24 protein-coding genes are annotated in these 25900 nt (G+C 62.2%); 15 read left to right on the top strand and 9 right to left on the bottom strand.

Translation table 11 applies throughout. The features are described 5' to 3' along the window. Window position 1: 1 nt before the first annotated feature. On the bottom strand, window positions 2–430 hold the full coding sequence (locus CQ020_RS15065) for a phage holin family protein (protein ID WP_024818570.1): 429 nt from the start codon (window positions 428–430) through the stop codon (window positions 2–4). Window positions 431–502: 72 nt separating this feature from the next. On the opposite strand from CQ020_RS15065, the gene CQ020_RS15060 reads away from it, so the two are divergent. From CQ020_RS15060 to CQ020_RS15040, 5 genes are all read left to right on the top strand, one after another. Next, window positions 503–1621 carry a histidinol-phosphate transaminase gene (locus CQ020_RS15060; RefSeq protein WP_181151896.1) on the top strand — a complete coding sequence of 373 codons (1119 nt, stop codon included), beginning with the start codon at window positions 503–505 and terminating at the stop codon, window positions 1619–1621. A gap of 151 nt (window positions 1622–1772) precedes the next feature. Continuing rightward, entirely contained in the window at window positions 1773–2966 is a 1194-nt protein-coding gene (gene pdhA, locus CQ020_RS15055) for a pyruvate dehydrogenase (acetyl-transferring) E1 component subunit alpha (RefSeq protein ID WP_105692585.1), read from the top strand. Next, entirely contained in the window at window positions 2966–3946 is a 981-nt protein-coding gene (locus CQ020_RS15050; protein WP_105692584.1) for an alpha-ketoacid dehydrogenase subunit beta, read from the top strand. The genes pdhA and CQ020_RS15050 overlap by 1 nt, the downstream gene beginning before the upstream one ends. 113 nt (window positions 3947–4059) lie before the next feature. Continuing rightward, complete coding sequence (locus CQ020_RS15045) at window positions 4060–5640, top strand: dihydrolipoamide acetyltransferase family protein (protein ID WP_105692583.1); 1581 nt, start codon at window positions 4060–4062, stop codon at window positions 5638–5640. Window positions 5641–5758: 118 nt separating this feature from the next. Next, on the top strand, window positions 5759–6355 hold the full coding sequence (locus CQ020_RS15040) for a phosphatase PAP2 family protein (protein WP_105692605.1): 597 nt from the start codon (window positions 5759–5761) through the stop codon (window positions 6353–6355). A gap of 11 nt (window positions 6356–6366) precedes the next feature. On the opposite strand, the gene CQ020_RS15035 is transcribed toward CQ020_RS15040, so the two are convergent. Beyond that, on the bottom strand, window positions 6367–7464 hold the full coding sequence (locus CQ020_RS15035; RefSeq protein WP_105692582.1) for an amidohydrolase: 1098 nt from the start codon (window positions 7462–7464) through the stop codon (window positions 6367–6369). A gap of 212 nt (window positions 7465–7676) precedes the next feature. Here CQ020_RS15035 and CQ020_RS15030 point away from each other — a divergent pair, with 212 nt between their 5' ends. Then, complete coding sequence (locus CQ020_RS15030) at window positions 7677–9107, top strand: APC family permease (protein ID WP_105692581.1); 1431 nt, start codon at window positions 7677–7679, stop codon at window positions 9105–9107. Here the strand turns inward: CQ020_RS15030 and CQ020_RS15025 are convergent. The 3 genes from CQ020_RS15025 to CQ020_RS15015 form a co-directional block, all read right to left on the bottom strand. After that, window positions 9088–9399: a hypothetical protein gene (locus CQ020_RS15025; RefSeq protein WP_105692604.1), complete on the bottom strand. Its 312-nt coding sequence runs from the start codon at window positions 9397–9399 to the stop codon at window positions 9088–9090. The genes CQ020_RS15030 and CQ020_RS15025 overlap by 20 nt on opposite strands. Before the next feature lie 173 nt (window positions 9400–9572). Continuing rightward, window positions 9573–10001 carry a universal stress protein gene (locus tag CQ020_RS15020; protein ID WP_024818561.1) on the bottom strand — a complete coding sequence of 143 codons (429 nt, stop codon included), beginning with the start codon at window positions 9999–10001 and terminating at the stop codon, window positions 9573–9575. Next, a complete protein-coding gene (locus tag CQ020_RS15015) occupies window positions 9998–11305 on the bottom strand; it encodes a PLP-dependent aminotransferase family protein (protein WP_105692580.1) in 1308 nt (435 codons plus the stop codon). The genes CQ020_RS15020 and CQ020_RS15015 overlap by 4 nt, the downstream gene beginning before the upstream one ends. A 110-nt stretch (window positions 11306–11415) precedes the next feature. Between CQ020_RS15015 and CQ020_RS15010 the strand changes: the two genes are divergently transcribed. The 3 genes from CQ020_RS15010 to CQ020_RS15000 all read left to right on the top strand — a co-directional run bounded on the left by CQ020_RS15010 (window position 11416) and on the right by CQ020_RS15000 (window position 13977). Next, complete coding sequence (locus CQ020_RS15010; RefSeq protein ID WP_105692579.1) at window positions 11416–12264, top strand: isocitrate lyase/phosphoenolpyruvate mutase family protein; 849 nt, start codon at window positions 11416–11418, stop codon at window positions 12262–12264. A gap of 101 nt (window positions 12265–12365) precedes the next feature. Next, window positions 12366–13457, top strand: a complete 1092-nt coding sequence (locus CQ020_RS15005) for a hypothetical protein (RefSeq protein WP_105692578.1) — start codon at window positions 12366–12368, stop codon at window positions 13455–13457. Next, on the top strand, window positions 13438–13977 hold the full coding sequence (locus CQ020_RS15000) for a hypothetical protein (protein WP_105692577.1): 540 nt from the start codon (window positions 13438–13440) through the stop codon (window positions 13975–13977). Before CQ020_RS15005 ends, CQ020_RS15000 begins: the two co-directional genes overlap by 20 nt. Window positions 13978–14168: 191 nt before the next feature. Here CQ020_RS15000 and CQ020_RS14995 read toward each other — a convergent pair whose 3' ends face one another. Both CQ020_RS14995 and CQ020_RS14990 read right to left on the bottom strand, forming a co-directional pair. After that, on the bottom strand, window positions 14169–15050 hold the full coding sequence (locus CQ020_RS14995) for a GerMN domain-containing protein (RefSeq protein WP_258141902.1): 882 nt from the start codon (window positions 15048–15050) through the stop codon (window positions 14169–14171). A gap of 179 nt (window positions 15051–15229) precedes the next feature. After that, complete coding sequence (locus tag CQ020_RS14990) at window positions 15230–15799, bottom strand: NAD(P)H-dependent oxidoreductase (protein ID WP_062072614.1); 570 nt, start codon at window positions 15797–15799, stop codon at window positions 15230–15232. Between the two features lie 124 nt (window positions 15800–15923). On the opposite strand from CQ020_RS14990, the gene CQ020_RS14985 reads away from it, so the two are divergent. The 6 genes from CQ020_RS14985 to CQ020_RS14960 all read left to right on the top strand — a co-directional run bounded on the left by CQ020_RS14985 (window position 15924) and on the right by CQ020_RS14960 (window position 24090). Next, a complete protein-coding gene (locus CQ020_RS14985) occupies window positions 15924–16529 on the top strand; it encodes a TetR/AcrR family transcriptional regulator (RefSeq protein ID WP_024818554.1) in 606 nt (201 codons plus the stop codon). A 333-nt stretch (window positions 16530–16862) separates the two neighbouring features. Beyond that, window positions 16863–17846: an ABC transporter permease gene (locus tag CQ020_RS14980; protein WP_024818553.1), complete on the top strand. Its 984-nt coding sequence runs from the start codon at window positions 16863–16865 to the stop codon at window positions 17844–17846. Further along, window positions 17846–18805 carry an ABC transporter permease gene (locus CQ020_RS14975; RefSeq protein WP_105692576.1) on the top strand — a complete coding sequence of 320 codons (960 nt, stop codon included), beginning with the start codon at window positions 17846–17848 and terminating at the stop codon, window positions 18803–18805. Before CQ020_RS14980 ends, CQ020_RS14975 begins: the two co-directional genes overlap by 1 nt. Continuing rightward, complete coding sequence (locus CQ020_RS14970) at window positions 18802–20967, top strand: ABC transporter ATP-binding protein (protein WP_105692575.1); 2166 nt, start codon at window positions 18802–18804, stop codon at window positions 20965–20967. Before CQ020_RS14975 ends, CQ020_RS14970 begins: the two co-directional genes overlap by 4 nt. Before the next feature lie 79 nt (window positions 20968–21046). Next, window positions 21047–22774: an ABC transporter family substrate-binding protein gene (locus CQ020_RS14965; protein ID WP_105692574.1), complete on the top strand. Its 1728-nt coding sequence runs from the start codon at window positions 21047–21049 to the stop codon at window positions 22772–22774. Window positions 22775–23043: 269 nt separating this feature from the next. Then, entirely contained in the window at window positions 23044–24090 is a 1047-nt protein-coding gene (locus tag CQ020_RS14960) for a Gfo/Idh/MocA family oxidoreductase (RefSeq protein WP_105692573.1), read from the top strand. Here the strand turns inward: CQ020_RS14960 and CQ020_RS14955 are convergent. Both CQ020_RS14955 and CQ020_RS14950 read right to left on the bottom strand, forming a co-directional pair. After that, window positions 24074–24556: a hypothetical protein gene (locus tag CQ020_RS14955; RefSeq protein WP_105692572.1), complete on the bottom strand. Its 483-nt coding sequence runs from the start codon at window positions 24554–24556 to the stop codon at window positions 24074–24076. The genes CQ020_RS14960 and CQ020_RS14955 overlap by 17 nt on opposite strands. A 36-nt stretch (window positions 24557–24592) precedes the next feature. Then, the gene (locus tag CQ020_RS14950) at window positions 24593–25798 is read right to left on the bottom strand and encodes a WXG100 family type VII secretion target (RefSeq protein ID WP_105692571.1); all 1206 of its coding nucleotides are present in this window, start codon (window positions 25796–25798) and stop codon (window positions 24593–24595) included. Between the last annotated feature and the right edge of the window lie 102 nt (window positions 25799–25900).

The raw sequence follows: 25900 nt of genomic DNA, 5'->3' as shown, positions 1-25900 counted from the left end.
GCTACCGCTTCTTTGCGCCCGGAATGAGGCCCGCCACCATGGAAATGATGCTGATGATGATGGACGCCAGGATTGCTGTCCAGAAGAAGGAGTCAATGGTGAGGTGCACAGGTGTGAATGTGCTCAGCCATGCCGTCAGGTACAGCATTGCTGCGTTGATCACGATGGTGAACAGGCCAAGCGTCAGGATGGTCACCGGAAGGGACAACAGCCTCACCAAGGGACGGACGAACGCATTGACCACTCCGAAGATCAGGCCGATGAACAGATACGCCAGAACAATGCCGGCGGTGTCCGCGCCCTGGGTGAGTCCGGCGTTGGCTGCGGCTGACTCGGTGGCGCTGGTTGAAATATCCATGCCGTTCAGCAGCCAGGTTGCAACCCACAGGGCAAGCCCGTTGATCAGGACACGAATGATGAATGAACCCATGGACCCATGGTTTCACACACGCCTGTTAAAGAGCTCGGTGTCAGCCGTGGATGGGCAAGTAGGCTTGAAGCCATGACTACTACTGACAACGTACCGGAGGGCGTCATCCCTCGTCCGGTCGTGGACAGGCTCCCAAAATATGCGGCTGGTAAACCCCCCGCTGCGATTGAGGGCCTCACCAGCTACAAATTGTCGTCCAACGAAAACCCCCTGCCTCCGATTCCTGCAGTGTTGCAGGCGATCGCAGACCAGACAGACATCAACCGCTACCCGGACCCGCTGGCCACAAAGCTGCGCAACGCCTTGGCTGGCTTCCTGGATGTTCCGGCTGACGATGTCGTCACCGGTGCAGGCAGCCTGGGGGCGCTGAACCAGATTCTGGCCACCTTTGCCGGGCAGAATGACGACGGTAAGCAGGACGAGGTGATTTACGCCTGGCGCTCCTTCGAGGCCTACCCCATCTGTGTGGGACTCGCTGGGGCGGCCAGTGTGCAAATCCCACTGCTGCCGGACGGGCGCCATGACCTCGAGACCATGGCTGCCGCAGTGACCGTACGCACCAAAGTGATCCTCCTGTGCACGCCGAACAACCCCACCGGGCCGATCCTCACGGCTGAGGAAACGGAACGCTTCATTCAGGCAGTGCCGCCCAACGTGGTGGTGGTCATCGACGAGGCTTACCAAGAGTTTGTACGGGACACGGATGCCGTAGACGGGATCAAGCTCTACCGCGATTACCCCAATGTTGTGGTGCTGAGGACCTTCTCCAAAGCGCACGGCCTGGCTGGCCTGCGCGTTGGCTACAGTGTCTCCGGTCCCGTGCTTACCCAGCACCTCCGGGTCACTGCCACTCCGTTCGCCGTTTCCCAAATTGCGGAGCGAGCTGCCGTTACTTCCATCGAGAATTTCGATCAGGTTGTGGAAAGGGTACAAAGCCTGGTGGATGAACGTGATCGCGTGACGGCTGGCCTGAGGGAGCTTGGTTGGTTCGTTCCAGAGGCTCAAGGCAACTTCGTTTGGTTGAATCTTGGCGAGCACAGCGCGGAGTTTGCTGCCTTGGCGGCCGAACGGGCTTTGTCTGTCCGTGCCTTTGGAAACGAGGGTGTACGAGTCAGCATTGGCGAGGTGGAAGCCAACACCCGGTTCTTGGATCTCTGTGCAGGTTATACAAAGGCTCCGCAAGGTTCCTAGCGGTTAACAAATGCGCCAACGCTACTTACTGCCGATAAAGTAAGGGACGAAAGCCAAAATATATGCCCGTTCCGGAATGCATTCCGGAACGGGCATATATCCCAGCGACAGATATTGCCCGGCGCCCCGCCATGGCAAGCAAGGAGACGGAATGGGCTCGACACAACTGCCCCCCGGGACGGAAGAAACTCTCGCGGCAACCACCGCGGCAGCAGCCGCGCCAGGCGAACCAGTAGAAATGGTGCAGTTGCTCGGACCTGACGGGACCCTGGGTTCCGATCCTGTCTTCTCGGACTACGCCAAGCGGATCGATCCCGAGAAGCTCCGTGTTTTCTACACAGACATGGCGAGGATCCGGCGTTTTGACCAGGAAGCCACGGCACTGCAACGCCAAGGTGAGCTTGCCTTGTGGGTGCCGCTGACCGGCCAGGAGGCCGCGCAGATCGGCTCGGCCCACGCAAGCCAGTCGCAGGACTATATTTTCCCCACCTATCGCGAACACGGCGTCGCCCTGGTCCGCAACGTGGACCTTGCTGAATTGCTCAAGCAGTTCCGTGGTGTCTCCAACGGCGGCTGGGACCCGCGGGAGAACAACTTCCACCTTTACACCTTGGTTCTCGCGGCCCAGACCCTCCACGCTGTTGGCTATGCCATGGGTATCCAAAGGGACCAGAAGCTCGCCGCCGCTACTGATTCCACAGAACCCAAGGCAGCCGTAATCGCGTACTTCGGCGACGGCGCAAGCTCTGAAGGCGACGTCCATGAGTCGATGGTCTTCGCTGCGTCGTACAACGCTCCGGTGGTGTTCTTCTGCCAGAACAATCACTGGGCCATTTCCGTACCCACCGAGGTCCAGACCAAGGTTCCGTTGGCCAACCGTGCCAAGGGCTACGGTTTCCCTGGTATCCGGGTGGACGGCAATGATGCCATAGCTGTCCATGCCGTTACAGAGTGGGCACTCGAACACGCCCGCGAAGGCAGGGGCCCTGTGCTCATTGAGGCCTACACCTACCGGGTGGGCGCACACACCACTGCCGATGACCCCACGAAGTACCGGGAATCCGCGGAAGAAGCTGCCTGGCGCGAGAAGGATCCGCTGGACCGCTTGGAGAAGTACCTGCGTACCGAAGGGCTGGCGGACGAAGCGTTCTTCGACCAAGTAAAGGCCGACGGCGATGAACTCGCCAAGTACGTCCGCAGCACAACACATGGCCTCGAGGTCCCGGATATCCGCGCCGCTTTCGCCAGCGTGTACGCCGAACAACACCCGCTGATTGCGGAAGAACTTGCGTGGTTCGAGGAATACTCGGCCGGCTTTGAAAGCGACCAGGAGGCAGCTAACTGATGGCAACAATGACCATTGCGAAGGCCATCAATGAGGGTCTCCGGGCATCGCTGACGAACAACCCCAAGTCCTTGCTGATGGGCGAGGACATCGGACACCTGGGCGGTGTTTACCGTGTCACCGATGGCTTGATCAAAGAGTTCGGCGACGAAAGAGTCCTGGACACCCCGTTGGCTGAATCCGGCATCGTCGGCACCGCCATTGGCTTGGCCCTGCGCGGATACTCGCCGGTGTGCGAGATCCAGTTCGACGGCTTCGTTTACCCGGCCTTCAACCAAATCACCACCCAGCTGGCCAAGATCCACGCCCGCAGCCTTGGCAAGTTGACCGTTCCCGTGGTTATCCGCATTCCGTACGGCGGCGGCATTGGATCCATTGAGCATCACTCCGAATCCCCGGAAGCGCTGTTCGCCCACACTGCGGGCCTGCGCATCATTTCGCCGTCCAACGCGCATGATGCCTACTGGATGATTCAGAAGGCCATTGAGTGCCAAGACCCTGTCATCTTCTTCGAACCCAAGCGCCGATACTGGCTCAAGGGTGAGGTGGATGTCGAGAACGCCGGTCTTTCCGAAGATCCCTTCAAAGCGCACGTTGTCCGTGAAGGCGCTGATGCAACCATCGTGGCCTATGGCCCGCTGGTGCCGGTCGCACTGGCGGCCGCCAACGCCGCCACGGAGGACGGACGGAGCATTGAAGTCATCGATCTCCGTTCCATCTCGCCCTTGGACTTCGACACCGTGGAAGCATCGGTCAAGAAGACGGGCCGCTTGATTGTGGCCCACGAGGCCCCCACTTTCGGTGGCATCGGCGGCGAGATTGCTGCACGCATCAGCGAACGTGCGTTCCTGCACTTGGAGGCTCCTGTCATTCGGGTTGGCGGCTTCCACATGCCGTACCCGGTCGCCAAGGTGGAAGAGGACTACTTGCCGGACATCGACAAGATCCTTGAGGCACTCGACCGCTCCTTGTCCTACTAAATCTTCCTACTAGAACTGCCGGTTCCACCAGGACCGCCTGTTCACCGCCGTCCTACTAACCGCCCTGATCCAGCCCGGCTTCGCTGCCGGGTAACCGGAAATCGAGGACCACTGTGACTGTAAAGAAATTCAACCTGCCGGACGTTGGCGAAGGCCTGACCGAGGCCGAGGTAGTGGCTTGGAAGGTCAAGCCGGGCGATGTCGTTGCCATCAACGATGTCCTGTGCGAGATCGAGACCGCCAAGTCCCTCGTTGAGCTCCCTTCGCCTTTTGCGGGCACGGTCACTGAGCTGCTGGTCGAGGAAGGCATTACGGTGGAGGTCGGCACGGCGATCATCGCTGTTTCGGAAGGTCAGGATGACGGTGCCGCACAGGTGACGCCGGTAGCTCCGGAGGCACCCGCCGTCGAAATGCCCCTCTACGGAAAGTTGCCGGCCGACGACGACGGCGACGACAACCGTCCGGCCGGCGGACCGTTGGTCGGTTCCGGACCCAAGGCCGACGCCGTCAAGCGCCGCGCGCGGAAACGCCCGGCCGGGTCGGTGGTTGAGGCAGCTACGATCGCCGAGAATGCAGAAGGTACTGTCCAGGACCACCAGGCAGTACTGGAAGCCAAGGCCGCCGAAACTCCTGCTGCACACCGCACGACGGCGGCCCACGCCGGCGTCGCGCCCGTCACCCAGACGCCTCCCAGCCAAGTGCCCGTCGCTCAACCGCAACCCGTCACAGCCGAAGCGCCGCTGGCTGCTGCCTCCCGCGGCGCCGCTATCAGCGGAACCATTAGTGGCCTGGTCAACAAGGTCCTTGCAAAACCTCCAGTCCGCAAATTCGCCCGCGATCTGGGAATCGACCTCGCTGATGTGGTGGCCACCGGCCAACGTGGTGAAGTGACGCGCGAGGACCTGGTGAGCTACCAAGCCCAGCGTGATGCTGAGCTTGACCAAGCGGACAGCTTCTGGGGGGCATCCAAGAAGCCGCAGGATCAGCGCGTGGAGCGGATGCCGGTCAAGGGAGTGCGCAAGGCCACCGCCAAGGCCATGGTGGATTCAGCTTTCTCGGCTCCTCACGTCAGCATTTTCGTGGATGTGGATGCCAGCAGGACCATGGAATTTGTTAAGCGGTTGAAGGTCTCACGCGACTTCGAAGGCATTAAGGTTTCACCGCTGCTCATCCTGGCCAAAGCAGTGATTTGGGCAGCGGCACGCAACCCCAGCGTCAACGCGAGCTGGGTGGATAACGCGGACGGCAAGGGTGGTGCTGAGATCCTGGTGAAGCATTACATGAACCTGGGCATTGCCGCCGCAACTCCGCGTGGCCTGATGGTCCCCAATATCAAGGATGCCCAGGATCTGTCCCTCAAGGAATTGGCCTTGGCCCTCAATGAGCTGGCCACCAAGGCCAGGGCAGGGAAGACGCAGCCGGCTGAGATGCAGGGTGGAAGCCTGACTGTCACCAACATCGGCGCGCTCGGTATTGATACAGGAACGCCCATTATCAACCCGGGCGAAGTAGCCATCATTGCGTTCGGAACCATTAAGCAGAAGCCGTGGGTCTTGGACGGCGAGGTCATCCCGCGCTGGATCACTACTCTTGGCGGTTCCTTCGATCACCGCGTGGTGGACGGTGATTTGTCTGCGCGCTTCATGGCGGACGTGGCCTCCATTCTCGAAGAACCGGCACTCCTGCTTGACTGACGAGAAAGCCCTGCCCGGCTCAGGCAGCGGTACAGCTGGCAGCGGGCCAACAGTCAGCGGAACGGCAGCGGGCGGCGGGACGGCAACAGGGGAACCAGGCCACCTGCCCCCTCAGCTGGTGACGGGGCCGTGGCGCAAGGTTGCCCGCGTGCTGACGGAAGTTTTCCAGCCACCCGTTGTTGTATTGGTCCTTCTGCTGATCAGCCCTGCGACGGAACCCGGGTTCCCAGGGACCCTATGGTTCGGGCTGCTCGCGGCGATGTTCGTCTGCGTCCTTCCGCTGGCGTATGTCCTGGTGATGGTGAAGCTGGGCAGGATCACGGACCACCATGTCAGCGACCGCCGTCAGCGGCCCGCGCTGCTTTTGATGACGCTGGTGTCAGTGCTGGTTGGTTTGCTCGTGCTGCACTTGCTCAGTGGTCCTGCGGGTGTCACGGTGATGATCATCGCGCTCATTGGCGGCATCGGGGTACTGGCGGTTGTCAGCGCGTTCTGGAAAATGAGCGGGCATGCCTCGGCGCTTTCGGCTGCAGTGGTTATCACCATCCTCATGTTCGGGCCGGCCTGGCTCCCTCTGCTGCTCCTTGTGCCGGCTGTTGGCTGGTCGCGGCTGGTTCTGCGGGCCCACACCCTTGCCCAGGTCATTGCTGGCTCGTTGTTTGGCGGCGTTGTGATCGCAGGACTGTGGTGGCTGCTGCGGGAGTGGATGCTCTAACTGCCGTCCGATCAGGCTTGAAGGGCCACAGCCTCACCACCCCGCACCACCCTCAGCGGAGCGGGTCGGTCAACTACAAGCTCCGGGATGGAGTTCGCAGCGAATTCGAGCCGGTCAATGGATTCTGCGCCGGAGAAGTTCTTCACCTCAGCTGATCCAACGAGCTCTGCACCTGCTGACGTGGCAAGCCGAAAGCAGCGCTCCAACTCCGCATCGGTGGAGGCTCCTGTGCGGTAACCCAGCAAGTGCGCACGATCCATCATGCTGCCGGTGCCGAACGGAGACCAGGCATCGCGGACTCCGTCTGAGCCGAGGGCAACCTTGACCCCATGCCGTTCCAAGAGGTCCAGATCAGGTACGGGATCGGCTCCAAGGGCGCACGTAGCCATCCAGATTCCTGCCTCGGCCATTGCGTCCAAGGTAGAGCCAAGATCGGGTTGTGAGGCGTCGCAGAGAGCAAAACCGTGCCCGACGGTGACTCTGCCTTGCATGCCTTCGGCCAGGGTGCGTGCAGCGATGACACGCAGCTGCGCCAAGCCGTCCGCACCGACGTCGTGCAGGTGGATGTCCACATCCCTGCCGTGCTTGTTGGCCAGCGCAAAGACGGCATCCAGGTGTCCATGCAGGTCGCCGTCCACCGACGCCGGATCGATGCCACCCACGAGGTCTGCCCCCTCCGCCAGGGACGCCTCCATGAGGTCAAGTGTGCCGGGGTTGCTGAGCAGGCCGAACTGGGGGAATGCGACCACTTGGACCTCCAGGTACGGAGCCAAACGCTCAGCTGCTGCACGAACACCGTGGATGTTCCTGAGGCCTATTTGCGGCGCCACGTCCACGTGCGCCCGCATGGCCATGGTCCCGTTAAGGACGGCATGGCTCATCAAGGCATAGGCCCTGTCCTCGACGCTGTCCCGAAACGCGAGCTGTGCCCGGAGATCGTTCCCTATGAGGTCCGTCAGTGTTTGCGCTGGTACACGGGATAGCCAGCCAGAGCCCCAGGTGGTTTTGTCAGGGTGGATATGCGCGTCGACAAAACCCGGTGTGATCAGGAGGTCCTTCCCATAGGGCGGCTCGGCCCTATTGCGGATCGGTGTGGGTGGTGCAGTCATCAGGGTCCTTTCGCGGTCCTCGTTTAGGTATACCAAATATCTCGCACTCAGAGAAGCATTAGCAAAGAATCCAGCAATTCACGGACCGAAGTCCGGAGGGGATCAAGCATTCAGAAGTTTTGGGATACCAAAGCTGTACAAGAATCCATTGGCGACCTACTCTAATGAACAACATTCATTTATGTGACCCGGATCGCATCGAGGAGAACCCCATGACCATCACTGGAAGAAGCGCAATGGATGGCCCGGCAGCGGCCCCTACGCTCAAACGCGTTCTGGGTTTACCGTCGCTCATCACCTTTGGCCTGACTTCCATGGGCATCCTGTCCGTGGTGGCTGTCTATGGTGCGGGGACCGAGATCAGTGACGGGCATCTACCGGCCGCTTACGTCGCTGCCCTGGTGGCGATGCTGTTCACCGCGCATAGCTATGGCCAGATGGCCAGGCACGTCCCAGTTACCGGTGGCGCCTATGCTTACGCCTCCCGGGCGTTCGGCAGCCCAGTGGGATTCCTGGTGGGTTGGGCCATGATGCTGGACTATTTGTTCCTGCCGATGGTGAACTTCCTGCTCTTCGGCCTGTATCTCAATAGCCTGGTGCCCGTCATAGCGCCGCAGCTCGCCGTCCTGCTTTGCCTCTTGGTGGTGGGGCTCTTCAGCGTGATTGGCGTTGCATGGATCAAGAAGATGAACATCGTGGTGGTGGCGGCCTCGGTTCTGGTGATTCTGGTGTTCCTGGTCCTGGCTGTGGTTAACGCCCCGGACCTGTCCTTCGGCAGTATTGCCCGGCCTCTGACCTTGGGGGAGGGCGGGATCGCGCCGGTGATGGCCGCCGCGGCAATTGTGGCCTTTGCCTTCCTGGGATTTGACGGCGTCTCCACTCTCTCCGAAGAGACACGGAACCCTCAGCGCGATGTTCCGCGGGGCATCATCTTGTCCACGCTCTTTGCCGGTTTGGGCTACACCCTGTTTTCCGTGGCCGGCAGTCTCATCGCTCCCGAGTGGAGATCAATCGCCAACCTCGATGCCGCAGGAACCGAACTCATGCAGCGCGCCGGAGGCGATGTGCTCATGGTGGTGTTCGTGATTGTGAACCTTGGCGGGTTGGTCCTTTGCGGTACTGCTGCCCAGATGAGCGTCAGCCGCGTCATCTACGCCATGGGCAGGGACGGGATCCTGCCCGGTGCCCTGGCAAGGCTGCACCCGCGGTTCCGGACCCCATATTTCGCGGCAATGCTCGTCTCCGCAGTGTCCTTGATCGCCCTTGTCATCACGCTGGAACAGGCCGTGTACATGATCAATTTCGGAGCTTTGGTGGCCTTCGCCGTGGTGAACCTGGCAACCATCAAGGTGGTGTTTTTCGACCTGCGGAAGCGGGGAACGTCCGGGACCGTACGCAACCTGGTCATGCCGGTGCTGGGCTTTGCCTTCATCGCCTGGCTATGGACTTCACTGGCCTGGTTTACGTACCTGCTGGGCGCGGCGTGGCTTGCTGTAGGAGTTGTCATTTTCCTGTTGCGCAGGCGCAAGCCGGGAGGGCGGGTAGCTCTCACGTTCGACGACGGCCTGGTCGCCGAGGAGGATGCGCTCCCGCCGGGACCTCAGCCGCAGGAACGAGAAGGCGCTAGAACGCCGGGTAACTGACCAGCAGCGCCTGAAGTTCCGTCGTCGACATGTGGTTTGCCATGTCAACGCTGATGCCCATGGCGACGGCGGCCAGGGTAACCATGGCGACGCACGCCACGGACAGGAAGCGCCAATCTTTGCGGAAGACGCTGCCGAATGTTTCGGGCATTTCAAGGCTGGGGGAGATCATGTTGGGGGCGCTGTCCCAGGAGCCGTCGTCGAGCATGGCGATGATGCGATCGTTGCCTCGGTCATAGCGCATGGTGCTGATGTGGTTGCCGTGGCGGGCAAGCAGGATGTCGTGTCCCACGCGCTGGCGCGGCTGCAAAGTAAGCAAGAAAATGATCCCCTGAAGTCAGTAAGTGGAGGTGGCACGCGCCATTGGGGGCATCTCGATTTTATAACGATGACTTCGGGGATCCTGCCCAAAAGACGCCAAATGCCGGGTGAGACTCCCCACCCGGCAGCGTGATTCAGCTCGCTCTACGGCTGGTCGGTCTTGGCGATGTAGACGTCGCATGGCGCCGTGTGCGCAACAGTGTTGGCTACGCTCCCCAGCACGCGACCCAAGCCCTGCATGCGACGATTGCCCACCACGATCAGGCGCGCGTCCTGGATTTCTGCTTCCTTGACCAGCGCTTCACCCGGCTTGCCGCGGGCGGCCGAGTAGGTCACCTCAAGGCGGTCGTCCGTCAGGCGCTCGGCTACCGCGCGGGCCACGGCTTCAGCTTCGGCGGCATCGGAGACGATCCACTTGTCGGTGCCGATCTCAACAACCTCTGTCCGGTTGCTGTCGAAGGCACTCACCACGCGAAGGTTGGCTCCAAGTCCGATCGCCAACTGCTGGGCGGCCTTCGCTGCCCTCATTGCCGTCTCGCTGCCGTCTACTCCGACGATCACAACTCCGGTCATTGCGGTGCTCCTTCAGTGGTAGCTTCAATGGCTTCCGCCAGGACAGGGGCCAAGCGGCGGACGCCTTCGGCTATCGTATCCGGCGGAACGGCGCTGAACGCGAGGCGGAGCTTGTTGGAGGGTCCGTCGGCCGGCGAGAAGGCTGCGCCGGGGATGAAGACCACTCCCGCATCGATCGCCTTCCGGAGCAGTGGATACGTGTCTACGCCTTCAGGAAGGGTGACCCATACGAAGAAGCCGCCGTCCGGGCGTGTCCATGTGAGTCCGGCAGGCATGTATTCGTCGAGCGCGGACAGCAGTGCTTGGCATCGTTCCGCGTAGAGGGTCCGGTAGGTGTCGATCTGCCCCTGCCAGTCGTACTCGCGAAGATATGCCGATACGAGCATTTGGTTCAGCGGCGGCGGGCAAAGGGTCACGGCCTCAGAGGCCAAGTAGAAGCGACGCTGCAAATGGGCGGGAACCAGGGCCCAGCCGATCCGGAGTCCGGGAGCGAAGATCTTGGAGAACGATCCCAAGTAGATAACGTCATCCGGATTTGCGGCCCGCATGGGCGCGATCGGTTGGCCGTCGAAGCGGAGGAGTCCGTAGGGATTGTCTTCAAGGACAATGATATTCGCAGCGCGGCATATATCGACGATGCGCTGCCTGCGTTCCTCGGCCAGGGTGATGCCGGACGGGTTGTTGAAGTTGGGGATGGTGTAGAGGAACTTGATGTTCTTGCCCTCGGACTGGAGTGCCGCGATCCTGGACTCAAGCAGTTCCGGCACCAGGCCGTCGTCGTCCATTTCAATCGGTTCCACCTGGACCTGGTACGCCTCGAAGGTGTTCAGGGCACCCACGTAGGTGGGGTTCTCCGCCAGGACAACATCTCCAGGGTTGCAGAAGACCTTGGTGGCAACATCCTGTGCCGATTGCGATCCCGCAGTGATGACAACGTTTTCGGGGAGAGCGTCATTGATCCCCTCGGCCGCCATGATGGTACATATTTGCTGGCGGAGTTCTTCGGTGCCTTGGCCGCCGCCGTACTGCAGGGCGGTCATTCCCTCCTCTGCGATGATGCGGGCGGCGGTCTGCCCGAGCTTTTCCAGCGGCAGCGACTGCAAGTAGGGGTTGCCGCCGGCAAGGGAGACAAGTCCGGGTTGCATGGAGATGTCGAAGACATCCCGGACCGCGGACTGTTTGATGTTGGCGGCCCGCGCGGAGAGCAATTCCTCGTGCGGGTGAGCGGCCGTGGCGGCCCGCTCAATGGCGTCGATGGCTTCAGCGGGCAGCGTTGCGCCGGCATCCAATGTTTCGTGGGTCACAGTGACAGGATACTCCTCGAGGTTGCTAAAGAGGCAACATTTGTTTTCGATTCGCTCCATTTTCGCAGGCCACGCTTTACGCCGGGAGCGGGAAGGGCTGGAATGTAGCTATGACTGCGCACCGGGGATCCGTGACCAAGGCCCAACACTTCCATAAGCTTCACGACGCCGGGCCCACCCCGTTGGTTCTGGTGAACGTCTGGGACGCAGCCTCCGCCCGGGTAGTGGAGGAGGCAGGTGCCACTGCGATTGCCACCTCAAGCTCGGCCGTCTCCTGGAGCCTGGGGTTCAGGGATGGCGACCATGTGCCATGGGGCTTGGCGATGGCTGCATTGGGTCGCATCGCAGGGGCCACCCGGTTGCCGGTTACGGCGGACATCGAGACCGGCTACGGGCGCACGGATGAGGAACTGCGTGCCACCGTCCACGCGGTCCTGGACGAAGGAGCTGTGGGAATCAACATCGAGGACTCCGGAACGGAGCCGCTCACGGACCTGATGGAACAGTCGCAGCGGATTGCCTTGATCCGCGCCGCTGCCGACGAACGCGGTATACCGCTGTTCATCAACGCGCGCACAGACACCTACTTGTCCGGTCAGTTTCCGGAGACCGCATTTGAGGAGACCCTGCGGCGTGCCGAGGCCTACCTCACGGCAGGCGCGGACGGAGTCTTTGTGCCCGGCGTTGTGGACCTGCATGTCCTGCACGAGCTGTCCAACAGGATTCCCGCGCCGCTCAACGCCTTGGCGGGAGTCGGCGCGCCGTCGCCCCTGGAACTGCACGACGCCGGCGTGCGGCGCGTCAGCATCGGTGGCAACACGGCCAAAGCGGCGTATGCAAAGGTGGCCCGCGTGGCGAAGGAAATCCTCGGCGACGGCAATTGGGCCGGGCTCGCAGGTACTCGCAGCCACGATGAGATGGATTCGCTGTTCGCGCCGGGGCCCAAATACAGCCTGTGACCTGGCGCTGTCCGCGAGCGGGTTGACGCACGACGGCGGCACCCGGCTTTAATGTCGGACCTCGCCCATAGCGTGGATCACGGAAGACGAGGGGAGAATCCATGGCACGGCGCAGTGTGCAGTTCTGGCGGATCGAGCAGTTGAATGGTGACGGCCTCAATCGTCCATTTCCAGCGCGCCGTGTGGCCGAGGTGCTGAAGAAGGCCCAGGACGCCGGGACGGACAGGCACTTCACCAGTGGTGACGGCACGGTGTTGCTCGCGCAGGCCGTGGCGTCAGCGCCGCATCCTGTGCTGCTGTTGGACCGGGTTCGGGACACCAATCTGCCAAGTGTCGGAGACGCCCTTGGCCGGCGCAAGCCCCTTCCGTTGGCTCCCGGTGACCACCTGCTGGAGACAACCTACTTTGCCTTTCTGAAGCGCAATGTCATCGCGGTTCTGACCAGTGGCAATGGCCCCCGGGCGTCCAGGATGGGCGAGTACCTCGAGGGAATGCTGGGGCTCGAGCCAGTCCTGGTGCCGGTTGTCCGCGAGGATATCGAGGAAATCCTGACACGCCTGGAGGTGAGCCGATTCGAGTTCGCGCTTCCTGCCGAACGTCTCTCCGGGAAGCTCATGGAGGGCGAATGGGCTGACGTCCTGGACAGCGCTTCGCGCCTCATGAATGAGGGTACGTTCCGGATTTCCTTGAGCGTGGGCAGATCCGGCAAAGCCGAGGACAAACAGCGGATTCGGGACCGCATCCAACAACTGATCGATCTCTTCCGCAGGGCCGGATCCGTGGAACATTTCGACTACGTGGTGGCTGAAGGCAAGGACTCCCTGACGGGCGACCGCGAAGTGGTGGACCTTCTCAAGGAGCGGTTCATCTCGCACATCGAAGTGGACCCGGACGTCTTCAACGATCCTCAAAAGTCCACTGCAGAAGCAATAGCCATCCTCAACAAGCAAGCCAGGGACAACGAGGCCTTTTTCGCCAGGACCCTGCCGGACATCAAGGGCTCGGCTGATGCGGCCCTGGTGCCGGACATGGTCGCGGGTGGAATGGCCGCTGTTCGGGCAGCTCTCGCGGCCGCGGAGAGCTCTGAAACGGCCAGACAAGTAGCTGGAAAGGCAGGAAAAGCCGCCGGAAAGGCGGATCAATCAGCCGGGGAGACCCAAGGCGGTGCAGATCATGAGCTTGTACGAGGTTGACATCCAGCGAACCGGCCGCCGCCGGACACTGTGGCGTTGGTTTCTGTTGCATCCCAGTGCTGACTTCGCTTGGGCTGCCCTTGCCGTGCTGATCTGGCTGGGAATCGCGCTGCTGGCACGTCAACCGCTGATGCTGGAGGCCGTGGACCCGGGGGCGCGGCGCACCCTGTTCCAGACGCTCGCCACCCTGGCCGGGGCCACCGCGGGGCTGACCCTCACCAGTGTGTCCATGCTGATCAACGTGCTCGGAAAGAAGGCTGCACCAGGTCAGCGGGAACTTCCCTTGGAAAAACTGTCCGCCGCACACAGGCGCCAGATCGGCGAGGTATTCCTTTTTGCCATCCCGGGGCTGGGCTTGCTGGTGGTTGCCGCCTTGGTCACGGTGGTTCTGGAAGGGGACTCCGTCGCGGGCCTGTGGATCCCTGAAGTGCTGGTCTTCGTGCTGGCCTTCGCCTCCGTCCTGGCCTTGTTGCGGGTGGCGTGGGCTCTCCGCAGGGTGCTGGCGATCGCGACGGCGTGAGGTCCCGAACCCGCCGCCAGCCTGCCATTCCGTTGCCAGCCCGCTATTCCGTTGCCGGGCGACCACGGAATAGCGGTTTCACAACGGGTTTGCGGGGCCACCGCCCGCCCTCCGCGGCCCAACACACTCCGCTGGCGCGATCGGGTGCCCAGCCGCGGACCAGCAGCCCACCGCGGACCGGCAGCCCGCCATCAACGTACGCTCAGTGCCTCCGTCAGGGTCCGGCCATTCACGTAGATCTCGGCCCGGGAGGCGCCGCTGGCCTGCACGATGGTCTGCGTCAGCTGCGCCTGGATCCGCGGGATGTCGCACACGCCCCCGGGCCGCAGTGATCCGCTGAGGTTCACCACCACTGTTGCCCCGTTCATGTAGCCGGAGAGGTAGCGCAGCGAAGAATTGGCCAGTGCGTCATAGAGGGCTGCATCGCTGTCCACCGGCATTCCGGCGCCCAGGAGCCGGCCGAGCGCCACGGACAACGGATCGCCGGGTGCAGCAACTCCCCTGACAGGTACCAGGCTGTCGTTGCAGCCGAAGCGCACGCCGCGGGCGCCGCCGTCGTCGATTGCCACGTAGTACACCGCTGGTCCTGAGTTCTCCACATCCACGGGGATGACTGTGGGGGTGGGCGTTGGTTCAGGGGCGCTGGTGCCAGGGCGGGGTGAAGGCTCGACGACGGTTGCCGGCTGGGTCCGTGGTGCCTCGGACGAAGCGCTTGAGGGAGCGGTAGTTGGTGCTGCCGGCGAGGGTGGCGCGGCGGGGACGGCCACGGAAGGAACGCCGGTGTTTGAAGGGGGAGGCGTCGAAGAGGTGGGAGCCGATGCAACAGGGCCGGAAGCAGGGGGCGCGGTAGCCGTGGGCACAGTATTCGTGGGAGCGGCGCTGGGTGATGGTGCCCCGGTGTCCACGGAAACAGTCGGTAGGGGAGGCTCGCTGTCCGGACCGGCAGATCCGGAAGGGGCGGTAGTGCAGCCCGCCACCCACAGGCCGAAAATGAGGCAGGCAGCGGCGATCGTCGTCGTACTTTTTGCTCCCCGTCCGGCATGCATGACAGCCCCGCGCTCCTGTCCGTCCACCTGTACTTCCAACGGTAGGACGGGACGGCCCAACACAACATGCCGTTCCGGTGACGGTTCGGACAAGAGTTGATCACGCCCGCTCACGCCGACCTGCAGACAGCGGGGAATGAAGACAGCGGGCACGCGAATGCCCCCGCCCCGCAGAACGCGGAACGGGGGCATCAACAGCGAAAAGCTTAGGCTGCTGCTTCTTCGTCATCCTGAACGGCCGTCAGCGGCTCGAAGATGCCCTTGATCTGCTCAACAACCTCGGCGTCGTCCTTCGGGTGCAGTTCAGCGAAGCGGATCATGGAGCCGGGGACGGCCAGCTTGACGTCTTCAAGGACCTTTGCGCCGGCAATACCGGCGGCCTTACGGGCCTCATCCTGGGCCCACACGCCACCGAACTGGCCAAAAGCGGTTCCGACGACGGCGGTCGGCTTGCCGGAGAGGGCGCCGGCGCCGAACGGGCGGGACAGCCAGTCAATGGCGTTCTTCAAGGATGCGGGCATGGTGCCGTTGTGCTCGGGGGTGACGAGCAGGATGGTGTCGGCGTCGGCTGCTGCAGCGCGGAGGGCGGCAGCTTCGGCGGGGACCTGGCCTTCGACGTCGATGTCTTCGTTGTAGAAGGGGATGGTGCCCAGTGAGCCGTGGATCTGCACGTCAACGTTCTCGGGTGCGTTCAGCTGGATGGCTTCGGCGAGCTTCCTGTTGTGGGAATCGGCGCGCAGGCTGCCGACGAGGGTAAGAACTGTGCTCTTGGACATGGTGTCTCCTTGTGTCTGGCCGGGTGCCTTGCGGATCCGACCTGCGTTGTCTGGGCTTTGGGGCCTTCATCGATACTAAACGGACTATGGTCCGTTTTCTATTCCCGGGGTCTAGAATATTTCTGTGAGCTCGATCCCCCTTCGACCGGACGTGCCCCTGGGTGCGCCCCATGAGCGCAGTGACGCAGCGAGAAATCGTGAGCGACTCCTCAATGCTGCCCGGGATTTAGTGGCCGAGTTTGGCGCGGAAGCACTGACCATGGATGCGCTCGCGTGCAAGGCCAAGGTTGGCAAGGGGACAGTGTTCCGCCGCTTCGGGAGCCGCGCCGGGCTCATGATGACGCTGCTGAGCGACTCGGAGTCCGAATTTCAGGCTGGCTTCATGTTCGGCCCCCCGCCTCTTGGACCGGGCGCCACGCCAAAGGATCGCCTGGTGGCCTTCGGGGAAGGGCGGATCTACTTCGTCCTGGAAAATGGCGAACTGTTGAAGGCTGCCGGGGCCGCTACGCGCAACAGGTTCGATGTCCCCGCGACCAAACTGTCGCATCGACATATGGAGGTCCTGCTGCGGGAGGCGGGAATCGCGGATCCTTGGGTGATGGCGATGTCCTTGACGTATGCACTGGACCCTGAGCGAATAGTCGACGACGTCCGTGTCCGAGGTATTTCTCCCACCCGGCTAACGGATTCCTGGCGCGAGCTGATCACGCGGCTCTTGGATCCGGCTTAACCCGCATCCCGGCAAGCGAAACGGCCTTGGTTGCCCGCCCGCCCGCTCCGCTGTGAGCGCGTTAGTGCCGCCGGCGTCGTAAACATGTCGCAACCTGCACATAACAATCTGGCTGCAGGCGCGAAACTGGACACCGTGAAGCAAAACGTGAAGCAGTTATTGTGGTAGTTTCCTCTTGAATGTGACGCATGCCATACAGGGCTGGTGATCACTGAAGGGGTGCCGGGGGAGCCAACAACCCGCTGCGCCAATTCGTAGCTGACGCCGGCCACAGCCGGGAACCGCGGAAGGACGAGCATTGAGTTTTGCCACGATTCGGGGCAGCCGACCGACATGCTGAAATATCTGATGAAGCGGTCAGGTATCTACCTGATCATGATCTTCCTGACCACCAGTGCAGGCTACTTCCTGGCAGTCTCGTCGCTGAAGCCGGCCGTCCTCGAGCAGGAGAAAATCCCGCGGCCAACCCCCGAACAGGTAGCTGCCTCTTTCCGGGGGCTCGGACTGGATCCGGACAAAAACGCCTGGGAGCGTTACCTGGATTGGCTCTGGGGCATCGTCACCCGGTGGGACTGGGGCCGTAGCCCGAATGGCGCCTTCGTCAACGCCGAATTTGCTGACCGCGTGCTGGTTTCCACCCGGCTGTTCATCGCCTCGATCATCCTCACCCTGATCATCGGCGTGGCTCTGGGTGTCTACTCCGCAGCCCGCCAGTACAAGGTCCAGGACCGCGTCATCACGTCCTACAGCTACCTGGTCCACATCCTGCCCGCACCCATCGCGTATTTCCTGGTGCAGCTGGGAGCCATCGGCATCAACGAGGCCGTCGGACAGCGCATCTTCTTCGTGACGGGAATTTCGACGCCGGGAATTGAACCTGGCTGGCCGGCTTTCGTTGACCTTGTGGCCCACTACGCCGTGCCCACCTTCGCGATGACCATCTTCGGTTGGGCCGGTTACCAGATCGCCCAGCGGCAGTACCTCCTGGACAACGTGAATGCTGACTTCGTCCGCACCGCCCGGGCCAAGGGGCTCACCCGAAACCAGGCCATCAGGAAGCACGCCCTGCGGGTGTCCTTCATCCCGGTGGCGCAGAGCATTGCATTCACCATCCCCGCCATCTTCACGGGTGGGTTCTTCGCGGAGGCCATCTTCGCCTGGCCAGGCATTGGCCTCTGGAGCATCCAGGCCATCAGCCTTCAGGACGTCAATGTAGCCACTGCCACGCTGGCCTATGGTTCAGTGATCTTCGCGATCGGCGCCATCCTTGCCGACTTCGCCACCACACTGGTCGATCCACGAGTGAGGGTCCAGTAATGACCAACATCATTGATCCCATTGCGGAAATTGACGAAGCCCGGGTTGGTGACCAGGACGTCGTCATTGGGAAATCCCGCATCATCTTCCGTCGCTTCATGCGTAACCGGACCGCCGTCGCCGGTTTGTTCATTTTCCTCGCCTTGTTCCTCTTTTCGATCTTTGGCGGGTTCCTGACGTCGTGGGACAAGGACACCCTTGACCCGTTGAACATCGGTATGCCGCCGTCGCCGGACCACCTGCTGGGGACCACGCAGGCCGGCATCGACCTCATGGCGCTCATTGTGGACGGTACCCGGACTTCTATCCTCATCGGCTTGATCGTGGGCGGTATATCCGTGCTGATCTCCGCCGTGTATGGCTGCACCATGGCGTTCTTCGGCGGCAAGGTGGATGCCACCATGCTGTTCATCCTCGAAGCGCTCATCATGATGCCCGCCATCCTGGTGGTCGCCGTCGCAACCAGCGGAAGTGGTGGGCTCAAGGACCTCCCCAGCTGGCTCTTGCTGGTGGTCGTGCTCCTGTTCTTCAGCTGGATGGGAACCGCCCGGCTGGTGCGCTCGCTGTCCATGTCCCTCATGCAGCGCGATTACGTCAAAGCCGCCAAGTACATGGGAGTCCCTTCCCGTCGAATCGTCTGGCGCCACCTGGTTCCGAACATCGGCTCGCTGCTGGTGCTCGACTTCACCCGTGGCATCACCGGGGCAATCCTGGCCGAGGTCGCGTTCTCCTTCATTGGGATCGGCATCAAGCTTCCTGACGTCAGCCTCGGTGTCCTCATCGGCCAGGCCACCGGTCAGGTGTCCTCGTTCCCCTGGATGTTCTGGGTGCCACTGACTGTCATGTTCCTGCTGACGGGGTCACTGGCCATGATGAATGACGGCCTCCGTGACGCCTTTGACCCCAGCTCCAGCTCCATTGGACGGGCCAAGACCAAGACCGCAAAGGCTGCCAAATGAGCACCAACACTTCCCAGACACCCGCTGAGCGCCTCCGCGATGCCGGGCTCTACGCCCCCGGCGACGCCGTCTTGAGCGTCCGCGACCTCAACGTCCGCTTCAATTCCGAGAACGGCGTAGTCCACGCGGTTCGCGGAGTGGATTTCGACCTCATGCCGGGCAAAACCCTGGGCATCGTGGGCGAATCCGGTTCCGGTAAGTCCGTCACGTCCATGGCCATCATGGGGCTCCTGCCCGAAACCGCGGACATCACCGGTTCCGTGCGCTTCAAAGGCAAAGAGCTGCTGGGCCTCAGCGACAAAGCCATGTGCAAGCACCGCGGCAGTGACATCGCCATGGTGTTCCAGGACCCGCTTTCCTCTCTGACACCCGTCTACACGGTGGGCCACCAGATCATCGAGGCGCTCACGGTTCACAACCCCACCATGAGCAAGCAGGCCAAAGAAGCCCGCGCCATCGAACTTTTGCGCATGGTGGGCATCCCGAGCCCCAAGGACCGGCTGAAAGCCTTCCCGCACGAGTTTTCCGGCGGCATGCGCCAGCGCGTCATGATCGCCATCGCCATCGCCAACGATCCCCGGGTGCTCATCGCTGATGAACCCACGACGGCGTTGGACGTCACCATCCAGGCGCAGGTGCTGGAAGTCCTGCACACCGCGCAAGAGGAGACCGGCGCCGCCGTCGTCATGATCACGCACGACCTCGGTGTTGTCGCGGGCATGGCTGACGACATCATGGTGATGTACGCAGGCAAACCCGTGGAAACCGGCACGGTGGAGGACATCTACTACAACCCCCGGATGCCCTACACGCTGGGCCTGCTCGGCGCGGTTCCGCGTGTGGACACTGCCACCAGGCAGTCGTTGGTTCCCATTGAAGGGACACCACCCAACCTGGCCCTGCCGGTGACCGGGTGCTCCTTCGCCGCCCGCTGCCCCATGGTCAGCGACGCCTGCCTGCACGGTGAACCGGAACTTTTCCCGGTGCCCGGTGTTGAAAGTCAGACGCTGGGTCACAAAGCCGCTTGCATCAAGGCCAACGAGTTGACCGGCGATGCCGACGCGCACAAGATTTTCCACGCACCGCCCAAGCCGGTGTCAAAGTTCGACGGCGTGGCCCGCGCCGAGCGCGCAAAGGTCCTGGAACTCAAGGACGTGAAGAAGCACTTCCCGCTGCTCAAGGGTGCCTTGATCAAGCGACGGATCGGCACGGTCAAGGCCGTGGACGGACTGAGCTTCGATATCCGCGAAGGCGAGTGCGTCTCGATTGTGGGCGAGTCCGGCTGCGGCAAGACCACCACACTCCTGGAAATCATGGAATTCCACCCGGATCAGGTGGGCGAAGTCATCATCGGCGGCGTCAGCAACAAAGTGGCCACGGACCACAAGACCAAGATGGCCATGCGCAAGGAAATGCAGATGGTCTTCCAGGACCCCACAGGCGCCCTGGATCCGCGCTTCACGGTGTACGAAGTCCTGGCCGAACCCCTGGAAAACCTTGGCATGCCCAAGGCCGCCATCAAGAAACGCATCATGGAACTCATGAAGCTGGTGGGCTTGCAACCTGACCATGTGAACCGCTTCCCCAACCAGTTCTCCGGTGGCCAGCGCCAACGCATCGGTATTGCCCGGGCGCTCGCGGTCAATCCGAAGCTCGTGGTGCTGGACGAACCGGTCTCCGCGCTGGATGTATCCGTGCAGGCCGGTGTCATCAACCTACTGGACAAGCTCCGTGCCGAACTGGGCCTGAGCTACCTCATGGTGGCCCACGACCTCTCCGTCGTACGGCACATCTCCGACCGTGTGGCCGTGATGTACCTCGGCAAGATCGTGGAAACCGGCGACGTGGACGACGTCTTCGACAACCCGCGCCACCCCTACACCCGGGCCCTGCTGTCCGCGATCCCGGTGCCGGACCCCACCCTGGAACGCACCCGCGAACGCATCATCCTGCAGGGGGACCTTCCAAGCCCGCTTGATGCTCCCAAGGGATGCAATTTTGCCACCCGCTGTCCCGTGTTTGCCGCACTACCTGCCGCGAAGCAGGAGAAGTGCCTTAATCTGGAGCCGCCATTGGCTTCGGAGAAGGAAGGCACACAGGATTTCGCATGCTTCTTCCCCGATGGAGAGATAGATGCCGACATGCTGGTGGTGCATGCCTGACGACATATGACGCATTTGAAAAGAATCTCTGGTCTCAACTCGCAAATGAATTTCCAGTCGTAACCATGAAGGGCAAACCATGAAAAAGTACACGACGATCGGTGGCGTAGCGCTCGCAGCAACGCTGATGCTGACCGCTTGCGGCGGGGGAACGCCGTCGGGTCCGGCCTCTCAGAAGGCCGAAGAGAGCGGCGGCGATATCAGCAAGCTGATCAGCGTCAACGCCAAGGAAGCAAAGGATCTGGAGCAGGGCGGCACGGTCACCCTGGCTGTGGGCAGCATTGGGCCGGACTTCAACGGCTTCTCCAATGTGGGCAACAGCGCTGACAACTCAGCCCTCATGACCCCGGTCAACACCGCCTCCATCAACAGCGGTGGCATAGGCGGTTGCTGGAAGCTTGACTTCGACGGCAAAGCAGAGCCGAACAAAGACTTCTGCGAAGACGTAAAGAGCGAAGTCAAAGATGGCAAGCAGACCGTCACCATCAAGGTCAACGACAAAGCGACGTGGAACGATGGGACACCCATCGACGTCAAGACGTTCGAAAACACCTGGAACATGCTCAAGGGTGAAGACAAGTCCATCGACATCGTCACCGCTGGCGCATACGCTTTTGTGGACTCCGTCAAGGCTGGCGCCAACGACAAAGAAGTCATTGTCACCACCACCCAGCCGGTCTTTCCGTTGGAAGGCCTTTTCTTCGGCCTGATCCACCCGGCCATCAATACCCCCGAGATCTTCAATACGGGGTTTGCCGGCAACATGCACCCCGAATGGATGGCAGGTCCGTTCAAGGTAGAAAACTACGACACTACGGCCAAGACCGTCACCATGGTGCCCAACGACAAGTGGTGGGGCCAGAAGCCGGTCCTGGAGAAGGTCATCTGGCGCCAGATGGAGCCGAGTGCAACCATCGCAGCGTTCAAGAACGGTGAGATCGACGCCGCCAACGGCCGCACGCTGGGCCGTTACAAGCAGCTTGAGGGAACCACCAACTCCGAGGTACGCCGCGGTCAGCGCCTGTTTGCCGGTGGCCTGAACCTGAACGCCAAGCGCCCGGCCTTGACGGACGTCGCAGTACGCAAGGCGATCTTCACCGCCGTCGACCGCAAGGCCATCCGCGATGTACGCTTCAACGGCCTGAACTGGTCCGAGGAAAGCTCGGGCTCCATGATGCTCATGCCGTTCTCCGAGTACTACCAGGACAACTACCCCGTGAAGGACACCGGCGCTGAGGCTGCCAAGAAGGTTCTTACGGACGCCGGTTACACGGCCAACGACAAGGGCATCATGGCCAAGGACGGCGTCCCAGTCTCCTTCAAGATCACCAACTTCGGTGACGACCCCACCACGGCTGCAACCTCGCAGACCCTGCAGAACCAGCTCAAGGCTGCCGGTATGGATGTCACCATCGATCAGCGCGGTGACGCTGACTTCGGCAAGGTGATCGGCGGACGCGAGTTCGATGTGACCATCTCCGGTTACACCGTGGGTCCGGATGCTACCGACGCCGTGAAGCAGTACTACGACTCCGCTACGAACGAAAACGGCTTGGGCGACGCTGAACTCGACGCGGAAATCAAGCGTTTGGCAACCATCGCCGATGACACTGAGCGCAACAAGGCTGCCATGGAGGTTGAGAAGAAGCACATGGAGAAGTACTTCTCCATGGGTACCGTGTTGAACGGCCCGGAGATCCAGTTCGTACGAACGGGCCTGGCCAACTACGGTCCGTCCCTGTTCAAGAGCCTCTCCAACGTTCCGGACTGGACTACCCTCGGCTGGGAAAAGGGCGCCAAGAAGTAGCCCTCACGCTGTAGTTTCCCAAAGTGTAGTTTCCTGAAGGCCGGGAACGCCCTAAACCAAGTCATTGGTTCGGGGCGGTTCCCGGCCTTCGCCGTCCCAACCGTCTCTCACATCCCGCGTGCTTGGGCCGGACGCTCGCTCACCTCCCTCGTGCTTGGGCCGGACGCTCGCTCATGTCCCTCGTGCTTGGGCCGGACGCTCGCTCACCCGCTGATAGAGGGATGGCGTCAAAGGGCTATTACCTGCGAGAGGATCTGTAGCCTAGGCACATGACTTCCCAGCCGATCCGTACCGCCGTCGCAGGCTTTGGCCTGTCGGGCAGCGTCTTCCACGCGCCCTACATCGCCACCAACCCTGCTTATGAGCTCTCCGTCATCTCAACCTCGGACGCCGGAAGGCAAGCGAAAGCGAAAGAGCGCTACCCGGAAACGCGGATCGTCAACACCCCACAGGACATCCTGGCCCTCGCTGACGAATTGGACCTCGTGGTCCTGGGCACGCCGCCCGCCACTCATTTCCCGCTCGCGAAAGCTGCCCTGGAAGCCGGGCTCGACGTCGTCGTTGATAAACCGTTCACGGTGCGCAGCGCCGAGGGCGAGGAACTGATCCAGCTGGCGGCAAAACTAGGCCGTGTCCTCACCGTGTACCAAAACCGCCGCTGGGATGGTGACTCGCTCACCGTGAAGAAACTGCTCGACGCCGGGACGCTGGGGACCGTGACCCGGTTTGAGGTGGGCATGGAGCGCTGGGCGCCGGAGATTGCCAAGGCCTGGAAAGCCAGCGCCACGGCCGAAGACGGCGGCGGTGTCCTGTTCGACCTCGGTACCCACGTCCTTGATCTCACTCTTCAGTTCTTTGGGCCGGCCACTGTCACCTTCGCGGAGATCACGGCTCGTCGTCCTCAGGAAAGCGCCGACGACGACGTCTTTCTTGCGCTCCGGCACGAGTCGGGGGTGGTCAGCCATGTCACCATCAACCTCAACAGCCACCTCCCTGGCCCACGCTTCCGCGTCCTCGGCACAGCGGGTGGCTTCGTGAAGTTCGGCACCGACCCGCAGGAGCCCTATGTGCTGGGTGGCGGGCTTCCAACGGACTCGGAGTACGGCGTCGAAACTCCCCAAAACCATGGCGCGCTTGAGGCAAACGGGCAGCGCACCACCATCCCCACAGAGCGCGGTGCGTATCCCGAGTTCTACAGGATTCTCGCCGAAAAGCTCGACGACGGCGGCGTGGCCTCCGCGCTTCCGGCGCCAGTGGATCCGGCTGATTCCGTTGCGGTGCTGAAGCTGATTGAGCAGGCTAGGGCGCTGGCGTGACGTCCGCGCTGGCAACCAGCGAATAGATGGCCTTGAGGTCTTTATTGTCTTCAATTGGTTGGCAGCTTCCGGTCAGCTGGACCACATCAGCAGCGGCGTCCTGATGGACCACTGTGACGGCGGTGAACTGGGTCAGTGATCCCGCCTGCGGGTGGGTGTAACGTGCCTCGCGCACGTGCCAATCCCGGCCATTAATCGCCACTGGCTCTGTGGCGAGCAGGACTGCATCCGGCAAGGCGTCCAGGAACGAGTCCACGGATGCGGCGATATCCTGGAGTTGGTATCCCGGCAAGCGACGCGAAACCGAGATGATCACGTTGGCGGTGTACTTGCCCTCGGACGCGGGGGCCATCAAGGCGCCCACGGCATCGGGGACCACCTGCTGGGTCCAACCGGCTGGCGCATTGACGCGGATGACCGGGTAGGCGGGGAAAGCTTCGGACGGGAAAACCTGCTGCGATGTCATGGGAGCCTTTCCGGCGGTGGACTGTAGTGACGAAAGTCAGTTGTTCAGGAAGTCGACGAACCCGGTGACGGAATCCACCAGACCTTTGGGGCTGAGGGTGATCTGGCCACCCGCACCCAGGCCAAGTTCGGCGGTGAGCTTGGCGCCCGCGCCGAGGGTGAGCCCGTCTTCGTCCATGGAAGCCGTGAAGAAGTGACCCTCGCCGGCTCCGGCGGCTACCGTTGCGTTGAGCGTCACTGTCTGGCCCAGTACTTCGACATACCGGCTCCCGGTCAGTTCTGCTCCGGCACCTGCGCTGAATGCTGTACCGGTGGTCTCGCGGCCCTTGACGCTGACCTCGCCTTCGCCGGCGCTTGCCCAAGCACCGGCGCGCAACTCCCCGCCCTGTCCCAAGGAGAACAAGCCACCAGCGAAGTCGGTCTTGTTATCCATAGTGACCTTCTGGCCCGCGAAGCCCTCGCCGCCGGCCGAAAACAGGAACGGGCTGCTGGCGTTGGCGTGGGCGCTGGCCTCCACTCCTGTCATCATTCGCGTGGTGGAGGTGTTGGTGACCCAGCCGTCGAAGAAGTCGGATCGTGTGGTGGTCACGTTCTCTGCACCGGCAAACGCTTCGCCGTTGGCGTGGGCGTTGGGAAGTCCCAGCCCGAACGGCACGCTGGCCCCGTACTCGCCGCTGGCTCGGGCACCGACAAACGTTTCGTTGGTGACGGTCGTCTTGACGGGACCGAACTCCGACCCCGCCTTCCAGGTCATGTCGCCTCCGGTGGAAGCCTCGCCGGAGCCACCAACGTCGATGCCGGCAGGGCCTATGGTTCCGTGCGATTCGCCCGACGCTTTGCTGTCTATGGAGCCGTTGCCTTCAACCGTGAAGGGACCATAGGTGGTGGGATCAAAAGTGAACTCCGGCGACCCCGGGGTTGTCCTGCCGACCCCGCCTGAAGGTCCTCCCTTGGATCCTCCGGCCGAACCACCCAGGGAGGCTTGTTCCTGCTGGTCTGCGTTGAGTTTCAGGGCGCGGGCATTGGTCCGCAGGCAAACAGCTGCTGCTCCCAACCGTCCATGCAGATCGCTTTGCCACCTGCTACGGAACTGGTCAGCGTCATTTCCCCGCCAGTACGAACCTGCCTGGATCATTGCCGTGAGTTGCTGTTGAAGACTGGTGATCTTCTCAGCCTCAGCGTCCATGACAGCGGACAATCGCCGGAGATCCCCGACGTCCGCGCCTACCAGTCCCTGCCCCATCAGATGCTCAGCCCCATCACGTATCCCCTGAACGTAGTGACATGTCGATCGCCGGGCGACCAAAAAGTCCCGGACGGTTTCCTGAGCATAGTTGGCCGCAGA

Source organism: Arthrobacter sp. MYb23 (genome assembly GCF_002979775.1).
In the GTDB taxonomy this organism is placed as follows: Bacteria; Actinomycetota; Actinomycetes; order Actinomycetales; family Micrococcaceae; genus Arthrobacter.
Note: the sequence above shows the minus strand (reverse complement) of the source record. Positions and strands in the feature narration are given on the sequence as shown.